This is a genomic window from Streptomyces sp. SJL17-4 (assembly GCF_036826855.1).
GTDB lineage: Bacteria > Actinomycetota > Actinomycetes > Streptomycetales > Streptomycetaceae > Streptomyces.
The window spans coordinates 1,646,538-1,662,040 of the sequence record NZ_CP104578.1 but is presented as its reverse complement, the minus strand read 5'-3'; the positions used below and the strand labels follow the sequence as shown (position 1 = coordinate 1,662,040).

The 15,503-nt window shown below is 70.8% G+C and carries 17 protein-coding genes and 1 pseudogene; 14 read left to right on the top strand and 4 right to left on the bottom strand.

What is annotated here, in order from left to right:
• The first annotated feature begins 25 nt into the window (after nt 1-25).
• The 3 genes from N5875_RS07410 (at nt 26) to N5875_RS07400 (ending at nt 2,746) form a co-directional block, all read left to right on the top strand.
• Entirely contained in the window at nt 26-1,321 is a 1,296-nt protein-coding gene (locus N5875_RS07410; RefSeq protein WP_338492373.1) for a hypothetical protein, read from the top strand.
• 91 nt (nt 1,322-1,412) lie between these two features.
• Nucleotides 1,413-1,580 (top strand): hypothetical protein, encoded by a 168-nt coding sequence (locus N5875_RS07405; protein WP_338492372.1) that lies wholly within the window; start codon nt 1,413-1,415, stop codon nt 1,578-1,580.
• A 62-nt stretch (nt 1,581-1,642) separates the two neighbouring features.
• Nucleotides 1,643-2,746 (top strand): glutamate--cysteine ligase, encoded by a 1,104-nt coding sequence (locus tag N5875_RS07400; RefSeq protein WP_318212656.1) that lies wholly within the window; start codon nt 1,643-1,645, stop codon nt 2,744-2,746.
• A gap of 94 nt (nt 2,747-2,840) precedes the next feature.
• On the opposite strand, the gene N5875_RS07395 is transcribed toward N5875_RS07400, so the two are convergent.
• Entirely contained in the window at nt 2,841-3,035 is a 195-nt protein-coding gene (locus N5875_RS07395) for a LapA family protein (protein ID WP_318212657.1), read from the bottom strand.
• A gap of 227 nt (nt 3,036-3,262) precedes the next feature.
• Here N5875_RS07395 and N5875_RS07390 point away from each other — a divergent pair, with 227 nt between their 5' ends.
• From N5875_RS07390 to N5875_RS07345, 10 genes and pseudogenes are all read left to right on the top strand, one after another.
• Nucleotides 3,263-3,436: a hypothetical protein gene (locus N5875_RS07390; RefSeq protein ID WP_318212658.1), complete on the top strand. Its 174-nt coding sequence runs from the start codon at nt 3,263-3,265 to the stop codon at nt 3,434-3,436.
• Nucleotides 3,437-3,498: 62 nt separating this feature from the next.
• Nucleotides 3,499-3,693: pseudogene (locus tag N5875_RS07385) on the top strand (peptidoglycan-binding protein); the annotation flags it as partial.
• A gap of 78 nt (nt 3,694-3,771) precedes the next feature.
• Nucleotides 3,772-5,022 carry an alpha/beta fold hydrolase gene (locus N5875_RS07380; protein WP_338492370.1) on the top strand — a complete coding sequence of 417 codons (1,251 nt, stop codon included), beginning with the start codon at nt 3,772-3,774 and terminating at the stop codon, nt 5,020-5,022.
• Nucleotides 5,023-5,031: 9 nt separating this feature from the next.
• Entirely contained in the window at nt 5,032-5,667 is a 636-nt protein-coding gene (locus tag N5875_RS07375) for an MBL fold metallo-hydrolase (RefSeq protein ID WP_318212660.1), read from the top strand.
• 77 nt (nt 5,668-5,744) lie between these two features.
• Nucleotides 5,745-6,524: an exodeoxyribonuclease III gene (locus N5875_RS07370; RefSeq protein ID WP_318212661.1), complete on the top strand. Its 780-nt coding sequence runs from the start codon at nt 5,745-5,747 to the stop codon at nt 6,522-6,524.
• Between the two features lie 83 nt (nt 6,525-6,607).
• The gene (locus N5875_RS07365; RefSeq protein ID WP_318212662.1) at nt 6,608-7,051 is read left to right on the top strand and encodes a DUF6278 family protein; all 444 of its coding nucleotides are present in this window, start codon (nt 6,608-6,610) and stop codon (nt 7,049-7,051) included.
• Between the two features lie 183 nt (nt 7,052-7,234).
• The gene (locus N5875_RS07360) at nt 7,235-7,981 is read left to right on the top strand and encodes an amino acid ABC transporter ATP-binding protein (RefSeq protein WP_229315492.1); all 747 of its coding nucleotides are present in this window, start codon (nt 7,235-7,237) and stop codon (nt 7,979-7,981) included.
• A gap of 14 nt (nt 7,982-7,995) precedes the next feature.
• Entirely contained in the window at nt 7,996-8,931 is a 936-nt protein-coding gene (locus tag N5875_RS07355) for a glutamate ABC transporter substrate-binding protein (RefSeq protein WP_318212663.1), read from the top strand.
• A gap of 18 nt (nt 8,932-8,949) precedes the next feature.
• Nucleotides 8,950-9,594: an amino acid ABC transporter permease gene (locus tag N5875_RS07350; protein ID WP_318212664.1), complete on the top strand. Its 645-nt coding sequence runs from the start codon at nt 8,950-8,952 to the stop codon at nt 9,592-9,594.
• Nucleotides 9,591-10,448, top strand: coding sequence for an amino acid ABC transporter permease (locus tag N5875_RS07345; RefSeq protein ID WP_318212665.1), 858 nt, complete (start codon nt 9,591-9,593; stop codon nt 10,446-10,448). Before N5875_RS07350 ends, N5875_RS07345 begins: the two co-directional genes overlap by 4 nt.
• Before the next feature lie 37 nt (nt 10,449-10,485).
• Here N5875_RS07345 and N5875_RS07340 read toward each other — a convergent pair whose 3' ends face one another.
• Entirely contained in the window at nt 10,486-12,045 is a 1,560-nt protein-coding gene (locus tag N5875_RS07340) for an alpha/beta fold hydrolase (protein WP_318212666.1), read from the bottom strand.
• Nucleotides 12,046-12,158: 113 nt separating this feature from the next.
• Entirely contained in the window at nt 12,159-13,382 is a 1,224-nt protein-coding gene (locus N5875_RS07335) for a hypothetical protein (protein WP_318212667.1), read from the bottom strand.
• Between the two features lie 123 nt (nt 13,383-13,505).
• Here N5875_RS07335 and N5875_RS07330 point away from each other — a divergent pair, with 123 nt between their 5' ends.
• Nucleotides 13,506-14,765, top strand: a complete 1,260-nt coding sequence (locus N5875_RS07330) for a cytochrome P450 (protein WP_338492364.1) — start codon at nt 13,506-13,508, stop codon at nt 14,763-14,765.
• Here the strand turns inward: N5875_RS07330 and N5875_RS07325 are convergent.
• A complete protein-coding gene (locus N5875_RS07325) occupies nt 14,716-15,447 on the bottom strand; it encodes a hypothetical protein (protein ID WP_338492363.1) in 732 nt (243 codons plus the stop codon). The genes N5875_RS07330 and N5875_RS07325 overlap by 50 nt on opposite strands.
• Nucleotides 15,448-15,503 lie beyond the last annotated feature (56 nt).

The window sequence follows — 15,503 nt, the reverse complement described above, 5'->3', positions numbered from 1 at the left end:
GAGGGCACACCGCGAGGAGGCGCCTGTGCCGGACGACGAGAACACGAACGAACTGGCCGCGTTGCGGGCGCGGGTCGCCGCGCTGGAGGGGGAGACGGCCGCCCGGCCGGCCCCTCGGCACCGCGGCCGTTCGTTCCTGGCCGCCGTGCTCATCGTGATCGGATGCGTCCTCGTTCCGCTCGGCATCGTCGCCGCGTGGACCGCCGACATCGTCGGCGACACCGACCGGTACGTCTCCACCGTCGCCCCCCTCGCCTCCGACGAGGACGTGCAGGCGGCGGTCGCGAACCGGGTGACCACCGCGGTGATGGACCACCTCGACCTGGAGGACCTCCTGGAGGGGGTCGCCCCCGAACAACGTCCGCTGCTCGCCAAGGGGCTCGGAAAGCTCGGAGGCTCGCTGGAGAGCGCACTCGGCAGCTTCGTCCACGACAAGGCGCAGGAGGTCGTCGCCTCGGACGCCTTCGAGACGGTCTGGACCGACGCCAACCGGGCCGTCCACACCTCCGTCGTCCGCGCCCTGACCGGCAGCGGCGACGGAGCCGTACAGATCGACAACAACACCGTGACGGTCGATCTCGCACCCGTGATCGAGCGGGTCAAGGGGCGGCTCGTCGACTCGGGACTCACCGTGGCCGGCCGGATCCCGGAGATCCACACCGACTTCACGGTCGTCACGTCCGACGACATCGGCAAGGTCAAGACCGGGTTCCGCCTGCTCCAGGTCATGGGGCTGTGGCTTCCCGTGCTCGCCCTGCTGCTGGTGGTCGCGGGAATCCTGCTGTCCAGCCATCGCCGCCGCACCGTGACCGCCTCGGCGATCGGTGTCGCCGCCGCGGCCCTCGTCCTCGGCATCGCCCTGACCGTCTTCCGTACGGTCTACCTCAACGCCCTGCCCGACACCGTCTCCCAGGCCGCCGCCGGGTCCGTCTACGACGCGCTGATCCACTTCCTGCGCACCACGGTCCGCATGGTGGTGGTCCTCGGCCTGGTGGTCGCCTTCGCGGCCTGGCTCACCGGCCCCAGCCGCCCTGCCGTCGTCACCCGCCGCATGTGGAACTCCGGCATCGACGCGACCCGTACCGCGGCGGACCGGGCCGGTCTGCGGACGGGCCCGGTCGGCCCCTTCGTCCGCCGGTACCGGACGTGGATCATCTGGATCCTGGTGGCCGTGGCCGCCCTCGTGTACGTCCTGTGGGACCACCCCACCGCCTGGGTGGTCGTCGGTCTCGCCCTGGCCCTGCTGTTCGCCTTCGCGGTGGTCGGGTTCCTCGGGGCGGAGCCCGCGGACGCCGACGAGGAAACGCCCGTCCGGGCGTAGGGCCGGATGCCCGGAGGGGGCCGGATGGAGCGCTGGGCGGCTCAGCCTTCCTGGCCGCCCTGCCGCTGCTGTTCGCCGCGCGGGCATCTGGATGTGGACACAGCACCTGCTGCTCGCCAAGCGTGTTCCGTGGCTGCCGCTGCCGCTGCCTCTGCCGCTGCTGCCCGGCGCGGTCCTGGCGGCCGCGGCGACGAGCGCGCCGGCTGAGGCGGCGGCCGGGAACGCGAGCCCCCCGACCGAGGCCGACCGCAGGGCTTGAGGCCCGCCGGGCGGGGCATACGTCACAGCAGCCACCCGTTTCGCACAGGCACAGGAAGGCCCATGCGCACTGTAGGAGTGGAAGAGGAACTGCTGCTGGTCAGCCCGACGACCGGCGAGCCGCTCGCCATGTCCTCCACCGTCCTGGCCGTGGCGGCCCACGACGGCGGAGAGGAGCCGCCGGGCGTCTTCGAGAAGGAACTGCACCAGGAGCAGCTGGAGTTCGCCACCAAACCCGTGTCCGACATGCGTGAACTGCGCGAGGACATCGTGCGGTGCCGGGGCGAGGCCGCCCGCCACGCCGAGCGGGCCGGGGCCCGGATCGCCGCCCTGGCCACCTCACCGCTGCCGGTGAAGCCGTCACTGAACCTCGGCCGCAGGTACCGGTGGATGGCCGAGCAGTTCGCCCTCACCACCCAGGAGCAGCTCACCTGCGGCTGCCATGTACACGTCTCGGTGGAATCCGACGAGGAGGGTGTCGGGGTGCTCGACCGCATCCGCCCCTGGCTGCACCTTCTGACGGCCGTCAGTGGCAACTCGCCCTTCTGGAACGGCCAGGACACCGGATACAGCAGCTACCGCAGCCGGGTCTGGAACCGATGGCCGTCGGCCGGGCCGTACGAGCCGTTCGGCGACGCGAGCGGCTACAAGGACCGGGTCCGGGACATGTTGGCGACCGGGGTTCTCCGGGACCCGGGCATGGTCTACTTCGACGCCCGGCTGTCCCACAGCTGGCCGACCGTCGAGATTCGCGTCGCCGACGTCTGTCTGCGGCCGGACACCACGGTGCTCGTCGCCACCCTCGCCCGGGGGCTCGTCGAGACCGCCGCCCGTGCCTGGCGGAGCGGCGAACCACCGGCGCGCATCCCCACGGGACTCCTGCGTCTTGCGGCCTGGCGGGCTGCCCGGTCAGGACTGGACGGGCCGCTCCTCGACCCCCGCACCATGCGTGAGACCCCGGCGGAGGCGGCGCTGGGCATCCTGCTGGACCACGTCCAGGACGCGCTACGGGACGACGGCGACCTCGACTCGGCCCGTCCGGCCATCGCCGCGCTGCTCGACCACGGCGGCGGCGCACAGGTCCAGCGGAGCCTCCACCGCGAGAGCCGGGACCTGGCCGAGGTGGTGGGGGAGTGCGTCCGGATCACGACGGGCGACAGCGACTGACCACCCGCCCGGCGGCGGCCGCCGGGACGGAAGCGCGTGCTTCGCCGCCGCCGCTTCGCCGCCGCCGCTTCGCCGCCGCTTCGCCGCCGTCGCTTCACCGCTGCGCGCGGCGCCGGGCGACGAGCAGGCCGAGGGCGATGCCCACGAGGAGGGTGACGGTGAGGACGATCCACAGCGGAAGGGTGACCGTCGGGATCCAGAGCCTGATGGTGATCGAACCGGTGTTGGCCGCGATGAACCAGATGGCCAGGGCGGCGAGAACCACGAAACCGATGGTGCGCACGCGCATGTCCCGCCCCTTGACCGTCAAGGTCGGCGGTCCATGCGGTTTCCTTGCGGTGTGACGCATAGATCCCATTATCGGCCGCACGTGCCGTCCGGTCGATCGCACCGCACGCGCCAGGTGAATTCTCCGGAAAAGCTCCTTATCGCATGGTTTACGTCTCCTCCTTCGGGAAGGTACGCGGCACGGGCCGATGCCACCGATTCGAGCAGAGGAACCTGGAGCAGATGACGATGAGCATCCTGAAAGACACGCTCAAGCGCGTACGGGGAATGATGAAGGAGTCCGACGGCAAAGTCCTGCAGAACCCCGCCGACCGGGCGGAGGGCCGACGGATGCAGGAGGAGGCCCGAGGCGCGTCGGCCGAGCGCCGGGGCGGGAAGGCGGGTCGCCCTCCGCACCTGTGAAACCGGGCTATGGACACGCTCGGCCGGCGTGTCCTCCCGCTCTACGTCGGGGCGCAGCCGCCCTGCCGGGAAATCTCTGGTACGCCCTGTGGAACGACCGGCAGACCACCACCGCGGACTGGCCCTGGGACCCGAAGCTGTACACCGACCACAGCCGCGGCCACCAGTACCAGGCCACCAGCAGGGAATCCCGCGGCGGCCACACCATCACCGTCGACCGCAACGCCTGGGACGCCCCGGTCGCCATCATCGGCTGACCTGGTCGGACCGGTGAAGGCGTTCCACCCGTGCCCCCGGTCAAAGGGGCGGTCGTGGGAGATGAGAGGGTCTAGCGGGTGAGCGAGACATCATCGAACACCCTGCAATACCGCGTCGACGGGCAAGAAACGGCTCCCGTCCTCGTGCTGGGACCCTCCCTGGGCACCACCTGGCACATGTGGGACCGGCAGATACCGGAACTCACCCGCGACTGGCGGGTCGTCCGTTTCGACCTTCCCGGGCACGGCGGGGCGCCCGCCGAGCCCTTCACCTCCGTCGCCGAACTCGGTGACCGGCTCCTCGCCACCCTCGACTCGATCGGCGTCCAGCGCTTCGGGTACACGGGCTGCTCCCTCGGGGGCGCCGTCGGCCTCGACCTGGCCCTGCGCGCCCCCCACCGGGTCGCCTCCCTCGCCCTGGTCGCCACCTCGCCCCGGTTCGGCAGCGCCGACGAGTTCCGCCAGCGCGGTGTCATCGTCCGCGCCAACGGTCTGGAGCCGATGGCGCGCACCGCGCCCGAGCAGTGGTTCACCTCGGTGTTCGCGGGCGCGCAGCCCGCGATCGTGGACTGGGCCGTGCAGATGGTCCGGACGACCGACCCCGCCTGTTACATCGCCGCCTGCGAGGCCCTCGCCGTCTTCGACGTCCGGGAGGCCCTCGACCGGATCGCCATCCCGGCGCTCGTCCTCGTCGGCTCGGAGGACCAGGTCACCGGCCCCGCCGAGGCCCGCACCCTGGTCGCGGGGATCGCCGACGCCCGGCTCGCCGTCGTCCCCGGCGCCTCGCACCTGGCTCCCGTCGAGCAGCCCGCCGCCGTCACCGACCTGCTCATCGAGCACTTCGCCGGTACGGCCCCGGACACCAGCGGCACCCTGACCGTGCCGCCGCTGCCCGCGGCCCCGGTGCCCGCCGCCGAGCCGGTCCCGGACGCCGAGCCCACCGAGGCCGGCCGCCCCGACCCGTACGAGAAGGGGCTCGGGCTGCGGCGCGAGGTCCTCGGCGACGCCCATGTGGACCAGGCCCTCTCCGACGACGCCGACAGCGCCTTCCAGGACCTCGTCACCCGGTACGCCTGGGGCGAGGTCTGGAGCCGGGACGGTCTCGACCGGCGCACCCGGAGCGTCGTCACCCTGACGGCCCTCATCGCCGGAGGTCATCGGGACGCCCTCGCCGACCACACCCGCGCGGCCCTCCGCAACGGTCTGTCCGCCGAGGAGCTCCGCGAAATCGTCCTCCACGCGGGCGTGTACTGCGGCTTCCCCGCCGCCGAGACCGCCCTGCGCGTGGTCGCCCGCGTCGTCGAGGAGGAGACGACGCCCCCGGCGTAGCCTGGCCCCGTGAAGCTGACGAAGAAGTCCCACGCGTGCGTGCGGCTGGAGAAGGACGGGCGGACGCTCGTCCTCGACCCCGGCATGTTCACCGAGGAGGACGCGGTCCTCGGGGCCGACGCCCTGCTCGTGACGCACGAGCACCCCGACCACTTCGACGAGAGCCGCCTGCGGGCCGCTCTGGAGGCCAACCCGGCCGCCGAGATCTGGACGCTGCGCAGCGTCGCCGACCAGCTCTCGGCGGCCTTCCCGGGCCGCGTGCACACCGTCGGACACGGTGACACGTTCACGGCCGCCGGTTTCGACGTCCAGGTGCACGGCGAGCTGCACGCCGTGATCCACCCGGACATCCCGCGCATCACCAACGTGGGGTACCTCGTCGACGGCGGGGCCGTCTTCCACCCCGGCGACGCGCTCACCGTGCCCGACCACCCCGTGGACACGCTGCTGCTCCCCGTGATGGCCCCGTGGAACAAGATCTCCGAGGTCATCGACTACGTGCGCGAGGTCCGGCCGCGCCGGGCGTACGACATCCACGACGCCCTGCTCACGGATCTCGCCCGGCCCATCTACGACCGTCAGATCGGTGCGCTCGGCGGCACCGACCACCAGCGGCTCGCCCCCGGCGCCTCCGCCGAGCTCTGAGCCGGGCCGTCGGGCCCCCGACGCCCTCCGGACCGCAACGGCGCCGATTGTCGGACCCCGCACGTAGGCTTGCGCACATGCGCATCGCCACCTGGAACGTCAATTCGATCACCGCCCGACTGCCCCGACTCCTCGCCTGGCTGGAGAGCAGCGGCACGGACGTGCTGTGCATCCAGGAGACCAAGTGCACCGCCGAGCAGTTCCCCACCGAGGAGCTGCGCGCCCTCGGGTACGAGTCCGTGGTCAACGCCACGGGCCGGTGGAACGGCGTGGCCCTGGTCTCCCGCGTCGGCCTCGACGACGTCGTCATGGGGCTGCCCGGCGGCCCGGCGTACGACGAGCTCGATGAGCCCCGGGCGATCTCCGCGACCTGCGGCCCGGTCCGCGTCTGGTCGGTGTACGTGCCGAACGGCCGGGAGGTCGAGCACGAGCACTACGCGTACAAGCTGCGCTGGCTGGAGGCCCTGAAGGCGGCCGTCGCGGACGACGCGGCGGGGGACAGGCCCTTCGCGGTCCTCGGCGACTACAACATCGCGCCGACCGACGACGACGTCTGGGACCGCACGGTCTTCGAGGGCCTGACGCACGTGACGGAGCCCGAGCGGGCCGCGCTCGCCGGCCTCCGTGAGACCGGTCTGGCCGACGTGGTCCCGCGCCCCCTCAAGTACGACCACCCCTTCACCTACTGGGACTACCGCCAGCTCTGCTTCCCGAAGAACCGGGGCATGCGCATCGACCTGGTCTACGGCAACAAGCCCTTCGCCGAGGCCGTCACGGACAGCTACGTCGACCGCGAGGAGCGCAAGGGCAAGGGCGCCTCGGACCACGCGCCCGTCGTGGTCGACCTCGACGTGTAGCGGACGCGCGCCCGGCCCGGCCGCGGGAACGATCTCCGCGCGCCGGGTGGTCGACCAGGAGGTGACGGTGCGACGCTGTTCGGATGAACATTCCATTCCTGGACAACTGGCGCAAGCGGCACGCACCCGAGTCGACCGACTCCCCGCTGGCTGCGGCCTTCGACCGTGACCCCGACGGTGTGGCCGAGCTGCTCGCCGAGTGCGAGCTGCTGCGCGCCCGGGTCGCGCAGTCCGGGGTGGCACTCGATGACACCCCGCGTTCCCTCCAGGAGCTCGACCAGCTGCCGCCCCGCTGGCGCGACGACCCGGAGGAGCTGCCCTGGATCGGCAATGACGCCGGGCTCTACCTCGGCACCGTGATCGTGCGGAACGTACCCGGCGCGCGCTGGCAGGTGTGGCCCGGCGGCGGTCCGGTGGTGCGGCTGGCCTCCGGCCGGGAGATCCAGGTCGTCGAGGCCGGTCTCGACTGGGCGATGACGGGCTCGCCGGAGCTCTCCCAGACGTACGCAGAGGCCGCCGAGTACTGACTCCGCCCCCCCCGCGCGCCGGTACCGTGCCCCTACGCGCGCCGGTCCCGCGCCCCCACTCCCGCCACCCTTCTGCAGTAAATACGGCTTATTGCGATTTCATGCGTGTCGGGCGTGAAGTCCCTTTTCTGGTGGATAGTTTGCGCTGACACGACACCGCTGAGAAATGGGGCAGGGCAGCGTATGGCCGTCGTCGATCCGCTGATCGAACTGCGTGGCGTCAACAAGCACTACGGCACGTTGCACGTCCTCCAGTCCATCGATCTCACCGTCGGGCGGGGGGAGGTGGTCGTCGTCATCGGCCCGTCAGGATCCGGCAAGTCCACCCTCTGCCGGGCGATGAACCGCCTGGAGAGCGTGGAGTCGGGCGAGATCGTCATCGACGGGCAGCCGCTCCCCGAGGAGGGCAAGGCACTCGCCAGGCTGCGCGCCGAGGTCGGCATGGTCTTCCAGTCGTTCAACCTCTTCGCGCACAAGACCGTCCTCGCCAACGTCTCCCTCGCGCAGATCAAGGTCCGCAAGCGCAAGAAGGAGGAGGCCGACCGGCGTTCACGCGAACTCCTCGACCGGGTCGGACTCGCCGCGCACGCCGACAAGTACCCGGCCCAGCTCTCCGGCGGCCAGCAGCAGCGCGTGGCCATCGCCCGCGCCCTCGCCATGGACCCCAAGGCGCTCCTCTTCGACGAGCCGACCTCGGCCCTCGACCCGGAGATGATCAACGAGGTCCTGGAGGTCATGCAGCAACTCGCGCACGAGGGCATGACGATGGTGGTCGTCACCCACGAGATGGGCTTCGCCCGCTCCGCCGCCAACCGGGTCGTCTTCATGGCCGACGGGAAGATCGTCGAGGACCGCGCGCCGGAGGACTTCTTCACCGCCCCGCGCAGCGAGCGCGCCAAGGACTTCCTGTCCAAGATCCTCAAGCATTGAGCGGGGTGGGAACCATGCAGCGTACGCACCGCCCGCACCGCCCGCACCGCGCCCCGGCCGCGCTCGCCCTGCTGCTCGCCCTGACGGCGGCGCTCGTCGGCTGCGGCAGGGAGGGCAGCCCGCCCGTCAAGGGCCCGCAGCCCGACCAACTCCCGGTCTATCAGGTCCGGTCCGGCTTCACCCTGCCGGAATCCAGCACCTGGAACCGGGCGAAGAAGCGCGGCCGTCTCGTCGTCGGCGCCAAGGAGGACCAGCCGTACATGGGCGAGAAGGACCCGGCCACCGGCCGCTACTCCGGCTTCGACATCGAGATCGCCAGGATGATGGCCGCATCGCTCGGCTTCGACCCGGCCGGCATCGACTTCCGAACGATCGCCTCGGCCAACCGCGAAACCGCCCTGCAGAACGGGCAGATCGACTACTACGTCGGCACCTACACCATCAACGACAACCGCAAGAAGCTCGTCGGCTTCGCGGGGCCCTACTACATGGCCGGCCAGTCCCTCCTGGTCCGCACCGACGAGAACGACATCGACGGCCCCCAGGACCTGGCCGGCAAGCGGGTCTGCTCCGCGGCCGGCTCCACCCCGTACCAACGCATCGAGAAGGACTATCCGAAGGCCGAACTCGTCGCCTACGACACGTACTCCGCCTGCGTGGACAACCTGCTGACCTACCAGGTCGACGCGGTCACCACCGACGACACGATCCTGATGGGCTACGCCGCCAAGGTCCCGGACGAACTGAAGGTCGTCGGCGAACCGTTCTCGAAGGAGCCGTACGGCATCGGCGTCCCGCGCGGGGACAACGCCCTGCGCTTCGCCCTCGACGACGCCCTCGCCGCCCACGAGAAGAACGGCGACTGGAAGAAGGCCTACGACGCCACCCTCGGCCTCTCCGGGGTCCCCGCCCCGACACCGCCGCCCATCGACCGCTATCCGGCGAGCTGACGAGAGGAGCCTCCCGACATGGACGTCCTGACAGACAACTTCTCGCTCTACGCCGAGGGATTCCTCGGCACCGTCGAACTCACCGTATACGCCTCGGCGTTGGCCCTCGTCCTGGGCTTCCTCATGGCCTCGTTCCGGGTCGCGCCCGTGGGATCCTTCCGGGTCTTCGGCACGGTCTGGGTCACCGTCCTGCGCAACACCCCGCTGACCCTGCTCTTCTTCGCCGTCATGCTGGGCCTGCCCCGGTTCGGGCTCGTGCTGCCCTTCAAGCTGTTCGCGGTCCTCGCGCTCGGCTGCTACACCTCGGCCTTCATCTGCGAGGTGCTGCGCTCCGGCATCAACACGGTGCCGCGTGGGCAGGGCGAGGCCGCCCGCAGTCTGGGGATGAGCTTCTCCCAGTCCCTCGGCACGGTCGTCCTGCCCCAGGCCTTCCGTACGGTCATCCCGCCGATCGGCTCCACCCTGATCGCCCTCGCCAAGAACTCGGCCATCGCCGGCGCGTTCAGCGTCACGGAACTTCTCGGCACCTACAAGACCTTGAGCGAACTCGGCTACAACATCGTCTGGACCTTCGTCTGGATCGCCGTCGGCTACCTCATCATCACCCTCACCATCAGCGCCCTCTTCAACGTCCTCGAGAAGCGCTGGGGAGTCGCCCGATGACCGATTCCACCGCCCTCTACGACATCCCCGGGCCGAGCGCCCGCCGCCGCCACCTCCTCTACGGCCTCGCGTCGACCCTCGTGCTCCTCGCACTGGCCGGCTGGATCCTCTATCTCCTCTTCGACAACGACCAGTTCACCTCGACCAAGTGGTCGCCCTTCCTCTACAAGGGCATCCAGGAGCTGCTGCTCGAAGGACTCGGCAACACCCTCAAGGCCTTCGCCTACGCCTCGGTGCTGTCGCTCGCCCTCGGCGCGGTCCTCGCCACCGGCCGCCTCTCCGAACACCGGGTGCTCCGCTGGACCTCGACCCTGCTCGTCGAGTTCTTCCGCGCCATGCCCGTCCTCGTGATGATCTTCTTCATCTTCGTGGCGCTCAAGGTGCAGGCCCTTCCCGCGCTCGTCGCCGGACTGACCCTCTACAACGGTTCCGTCCTCGCGGAGGTCTTCCGCACCGGCATCCACGCCGTCGCACGAGGCCAGGGCGAGGCCGCGTACGCCCTCGGCATGCGCAAGACGCAGGTCATGACCTACGTCCTGGTGCCCCAGGCCGTCCGCGCCATGCTGCCCGCGATCATCAGCCAGTTGGTGGTCGCCCTCAAGGACACCTCGCTCGGATTCCTCATCACCTACGAGGAGTTCCTCCACGCGGGCAAGCTGATCGCCTCCAACCTGGACTACGACCTGCCGTTCATCCCGGTCGTCCTGGTGATCTCACCGATCTACATCGGGATGTGCATGCTGCTCTCCTGGTTCGCCACCTGGGTGGCCGAGCGAGAGCGTCGCAGCCCGAAGACGAAGGCCGTGGACGTCGCTCCGGCCGAACCAGAGACGCTGCTGCCGGGACCCCAGTAGCGAGCGAGGGCCGCACCCGCCCGGCAGCAGCCGGTGATCACTCCTTCCGCAGCGGTACCGACACGTACGACGGGTCGGCCGACGGGGAGGAGAAGGTCAGCTGCGCGCCGGTCGGGTTGTGCTCGATGTAGAGCGGGTCGACGGTGTCGACGACCAGCGCGAGACGGTGTCCCGCCGGGACGTCGTACGCCGTGGAGAACAGCTCCAGATCGACGCCGAACGGCTTGCCCGGCGTCCGGTCGTGGAAGGTGTACGGGGCGTTGCTGACGAGCTTGCCGATCCCGAGCGGACCGACGTCGTAGAGGTACGCGACGAGGGTGCCGCTCTCCTCGGTGGAGGTGACGGTGGTGTGCACCTTCACCGTGCCGCGCACCCGCTGCGGGGTGTCGTACCGCTCCGACTGCCAGACGCCGGCGAAGGCACGGGGGAGGAGGGGGACGGAGACCATGGGCGGGGTGCGGAGGAACTGGTCCAGGGCGTTGGTGAGCAGCGTGATGCCGCCGTTGGCGCCGGAGTCGACGTTCGCCCAGACCCGCTGCGTACCCCCGAGGTCGAACGTCCGCTGGTTCGCGTGGACGGACTTCCAGTCGGGGTAGCCCTCGTAGCCGCCGGTGGACCGGGACTTGAGCTGGACGGGCTGCTCGCGGTCGATGCCGTTGTCGACGCCCTTGAGGTGGCGGTCGAACCAGCGGTGGGCGCTGGTCCAGGTGTCGTTGGGCAGTCCGAACAGTCCGGTGGCCTCCGCGGTGGCGTGGTCGCCGGGGCGGAACTCCAGCCGCTTGGGACCGGTGAGCTTCTCGAAGAAGCTCGCGTACTGGTTGGGCGGGAAGATGGTGTCGCCCCAGGCGTTGCCGAGCATGATCGCGGCGCCGTTGGCGTTGATCCGGTCCAGCTGCTCGACGGCGGAGCGCTTGCGGCCCCAGGCGATCATGTCCTCCTCCTTCTCCAGGTTGGAGGAGAGGAAGTCGCCCAGGATCTCCTTGAGTTCAGGTCCGGGGCGGCCGGTGAGGTAGCCGGCGCCGCCGAGCAGGGCGGCGGCCTGGACGTGCTGGGTACGGCCGCTGTAGATGGACTCGATGAGGTCGGCCCAGCCGCTGAGCGCGGCGACAGCCTTGATCCGCGGATCGCTGGCGGCCGCGAGCAGGCTGATCCCGGCGCCGTACGAGACCCCCGCCATGCCGATGTGGGCGGGGTCGGCGGCGGTGTGGGCGAGGGCCCAGTCGATCACCTTGGAGGCGTCGGCGATGTCCTTGGGTCCTGCGGTCTCGATCTCGCCGCCGGACTGCCAGAAGCCGCGTGAGTTGTAACTCACCACGATGTAACCGGAGTCGGCGAGCAGCTTGGCCTGGGCGAGGTACTCGATCTGGGGCATGGCCCAGCTGGTGGGCAGCACGATCAGGGGGTGGCGGGTGGTGTCGGTGGACCCGGCGGGGGTGACGACGTTCGCCTTGAGGACGGTGCCGCCCTCCCCGACGATGTCGACGAAGCGGATGCCGGTGCCGGCGGTCTCTTCGGCCTGGGCGGCGGGCGCGAGCCCGAGGGCCGCCCCGGCCACGAGGGCGGCCGAGGCGGCGAGGGCCAGGGGTGTGCGTCGCACGGGTCACTCCTCACTGGGGTACTGCTGGGGAGGCAGTACGGACGCTGATGGGGGGCAGTGAAAGTGACCCGACGGTAACCGCGAGGCCTTACTCGTGGTAACCGGTCGGCAAGTTACGTGCGGGTAACGATTGGTGTGCGCGCGGCCCCGTCCAGGAGGTCGACAGCCTCCGCGAGGTCCGCGTGGGCCTCCCCGTAGCGGGCGGCGGCGGCGAGGAACATGGCGCGGTCGGTCAGGGCTCGTGCGACCGTCTCCGGCGCGTCGGGAACGCGCCGGGCGAGCGCCACGCACTCGTTGAAGAGGGGGCGCAGGGGTTCCTCGATCCGGTACGAACGCTGCTGATGGAGGACGGCGGAGCGCCGGACCAACCGGTGATGCGCTTCCACCGCCTCGGTGATCCGTCCGGCTCCGGCCAGCTCGGCGACTTCCTTCTCCAGCACGGGGATGCCGGCGACGTATGCCTCCCTCGTGTCGCGGGACCAGTGGTCGCAGTCGGTCCCGAAGGGCGGCATCGGCGCGTCCCGGGTCGCGGGCGGCTCGGCCGCCCGGCCCGACAGGGCGAACAGGGTGGACCACCAGGAGAGGGCGCTGCTCCGGCGGCTGGGCTCGCCCGACTCCGACAGCCGGGCGAGGATCCGGAGGGCCTCCTGCCGATCCGCTCCGGCCTCTTCCCGCCGACCGCCGGCGTCGAACATCCCGGAGCGGTGGATGAGTCCCCACACGAGGTTGGCCAGGGCGGACGCCTCGGCCTCTGTCTCGGTCCGGGTGTGGTCCACGAGATCGGTGAAGGCCGCCAGTGCTTCCTCGTGCCGTCCGGCGGCGTCCAGATCCCCCACCGCCGCCGCGGCCCTGCCGCGGATGTCGGCCGCCTCCCCGTGGCGCCCCTCCTCGGACAGCATCGTCGCCAGTCGGCCGTGTCCGTACCAGCGACTCGGCACCTGCCCCCGCTCGAAGCCCAGCCTCCCCGCCTCGGCCATCTCCTCGCACACGGCGAACGCCTCGGCCCGCCGCCCGGCAGTGAGCAGGGTCCGCCGGTACGAGTCCAGGATCTGGCAGAGCACTTCGGTCCGGTTCGGTTCGTCGTGGCCGATGCGCCGTGCGGCGTCGGCGGCCTCGGCGTGGAGTGCGAGCTCCACCTCCGGGCGGGCCGTGCGCCAGTTGCGGTTGCGGTACGAGGTCAACGCCCGCGCCAGCTTTGGCAGGTAGGCCGCCGGGCTCACTTCCGCGAGCACCCGGTATGCGTCGACCTCCTGCCGCCAGCTCGGCCGGTCGGATCCGAGCAGCATCGTCCGTGCCCGCAGCACCGCATCATGATCGACGTTCTCGGAGTGATTCATGACCGCGATTCTGGGATCCGGGGGAGGGGCCGGACAAGGCTGTCGAAGTGTGCGATCAGTCCTACGAAAACCGCCCCTGACCTGTCATGATGGACACGTCTTCACCCCTGACTGGGAGGCGCGGTGCTGGAGTCGAGCGGCGTACCCGACGTCTTCGACCCGCGGATCTACGCGACCGGAATCCCGCACGACCGCTTCCGCGCCCTGCGCGACCGCGCGCCCGTCGCCTGGCAGGAGGAGGCCGGGGTCCTGGGCTGGCCGGCGGGTTCCGGGTTCTGGGCCGTCACGCGGCACGCCGATGTCGTCCGGGTGCTGAAGGACTCCCGTGCGTACTCGTCGTGTCTCGGTGCCACCCAGATCCGTGACCCCGACCCCGCCGACCTGCCCTTCATTCGGCGCATGATGCTCAATCAGGACCCGCCGGAGCACGGCCGGTTGAGGCGGCTCGTCAGTCGGGCCTTCACCCCCGGGCGGATCGAGCGGTTCGGTGCCACCGCGCGCGAGCGGGCCCGGCAGCTGCTCGCGGGGGCGATCGACGCCGGGGGTGACGTGGACCTCGTCCGGGCCGTCACCGACGACTACGCCCTGCTCAACCTCACCGATCTGCTCGGAGTGCCCCCGAGCGACCGGGGTCTGCTGCATACCTGGACCGAGCGGGTCATCGCGTACCAGGACCCCGACGAGCCGCCCGTCCTCGACGCCGAGGGGCGGCCGGTCAATCCGCGCTCGCCCGCCATGCTCGCCGAGATGTTCGGATACGCGCAGGAACTCGCCGCCCACAAGCGGGAGCATCCCGCCGATGATGTCATGAGCGTGCTCGCCATGTCCGAACTCGCCGACGCCGAGCTGGAGATGTTCTTCTTCCTGCTGACCGTCGCCGGGAACGACACGGTCCGCAGCGCCGCCCCCGGCGGTCTCCTCGCCCTGGCCGAACACCCCGATGAACAGCGGAGGTTGTGGAGCGGCGAGGTCGACATCGACACGGCGGTGGACGAACTGCTGCGCGTCCACCCGCCCGTGCTCTCCTTCCGGCGCACGGCCGCCATCGACACCGAACTCGCCGGGCAGTCGATCCGTCGTGGCGACAAGGTCGTCGTCTTCCACGCCTCCGCCAACCACGACGAGCGTGTCTTCCCCGACCCGCACCGGCTTGACCTCGGCCGGACCCCGAACCCCCACGTGTCCTTCGGCGACGGCCCGCACGTCTGCCTCGGCGCGCACTTCGCCCGGCTTCAGCTCCGTGTGCTCCACGAGGAGGTACGCCGGGCCTGCCCCGGCGGCCTGGAGCTCGCCGGCCCGCCCCGGCGCCTCGTCTCCAACTTCATCAACGGCATCAAGTCGCTGCCGGTGCGACTACGGGAACCGTCCGCGCCGCGCGCGTGACATCGGCCACCAGCTCCACCACATCGGGGCCGTACGCCTGCGAGTTGACGACCTTCAGGAGCACCACGAAGGACCCGGAGCGGTGCAGGCGCGCCAACGTCTCGTAGTGGCGGGCGAGATAGCGGGTCGCCGCCTGGTTGGTGATGGCCCGCTGCCCGCAGAAGAGGAACACCGGCCGGCCACCCTCCCCGGCGGTGAGCCGGGCGAGGATCACGTACTCGCTGACCCCCGGCTCCGAGGGGTAGCGCTCCCCGCCGATCAGGAACGCCCCGCGGTCCGCACCCGGCTCGACCTCGACGTTCACCTCGATGCCCGGGAGCAGGGTCGCCAGATGGGCCGCCATCCGCCGATTCGAGTAGGGGCCGCCGACGCAGAACTCCGTCCGGTCGCCGAACCCCTGGTGGGTCTGATCGTGCGACAGGATCCGGGCCTGCGCCCCGCAGTCCTTGATCAGCGCGGACAGTTCCAGCAGCGCGAACACGTCGAACCGGTGGACCGAGCGGTCACCGCCCGACTCCCTGTTCACCACGAGCAGGCACTCCGAGTTCCCCGGCAGGCCGAAGAACTCCTGCTTGCGGCGGAGCCTCCGCCGCCAGAGGTACGTGCGGCCCAGCCAGCCGAGCGACGCGCTGACCCCCGTAGCGAGCACCCCGAGCACGATGTTGCGCAGGTCTTCGTCCATGGGCGCGCATGCTAGCGGGGAAACGGCCTCCTGTTCGAGGCGGTCCTGACGGAAGG

Coding starts and splice junctions, on each gene's coding strand:
- N5875_RS07395 (WP_318212657.1), bottom strand. CDS start 3,035: ATGCGCGTGCGCACCATCGGTTTCGTGGTTCTCGCCGCCCTGGCCATC.
- N5875_RS07325 (WP_338492363.1), bottom strand. CDS start 15,447: ATGGACGAAGACCTGCGCAACATCGTGCTCGGGGTGCTCGCTACGGGG.
- N5875_RS07335 (WP_318212667.1), bottom strand. CDS start 13,382: ATGAATCACTCCGAGAACGTCGATCATGATGCGGTGCTGCGGGCACGG.
- N5875_RS07400 (WP_318212656.1), top strand. CDS start 1,643: ATGCGCACTGTAGGAGTGGAAGAGGAACTGCTGCTGGTCAGCCCGACG.
- N5875_RS07390 (WP_318212658.1), top strand. CDS start 3,263: ATGAGCATCCTGAAAGACACGCTCAAGCGCGTACGGGGAATGATGAAG.
- N5875_RS07350 (WP_318212664.1), top strand. CDS start 8,950: ATGGACGTCCTGACAGACAACTTCTCGCTCTACGCCGAGGGATTCCTC.
- N5875_RS07405 (WP_338492372.1), top strand. CDS start 1,413: ATGTGGACACAGCACCTGCTGCTCGCCAAGCGTGTTCCGTGGCTGCCG.
- N5875_RS07360 (WP_229315492.1), top strand. CDS start 7,235: ATGGCCGTCGTCGATCCGCTGATCGAACTGCGTGGCGTCAACAAGCAC.
- N5875_RS07345 (WP_318212665.1), top strand. CDS start 9,591: ATGACCGATTCCACCGCCCTCTACGACATCCCCGGGCCGAGCGCCCGC.
- N5875_RS07365 (WP_318212662.1), top strand. CDS start 6,608: ATGAACATTCCATTCCTGGACAACTGGCGCAAGCGGCACGCACCCGAG.
- N5875_RS07355 (WP_318212663.1), top strand. CDS start 7,996: ATGCAGCGTACGCACCGCCCGCACCGCCCGCACCGCGCCCCGGCCGCG.
- N5875_RS07370 (WP_318212661.1), top strand. CDS start 5,745: ATGCGCATCGCCACCTGGAACGTCAATTCGATCACCGCCCGACTGCCC.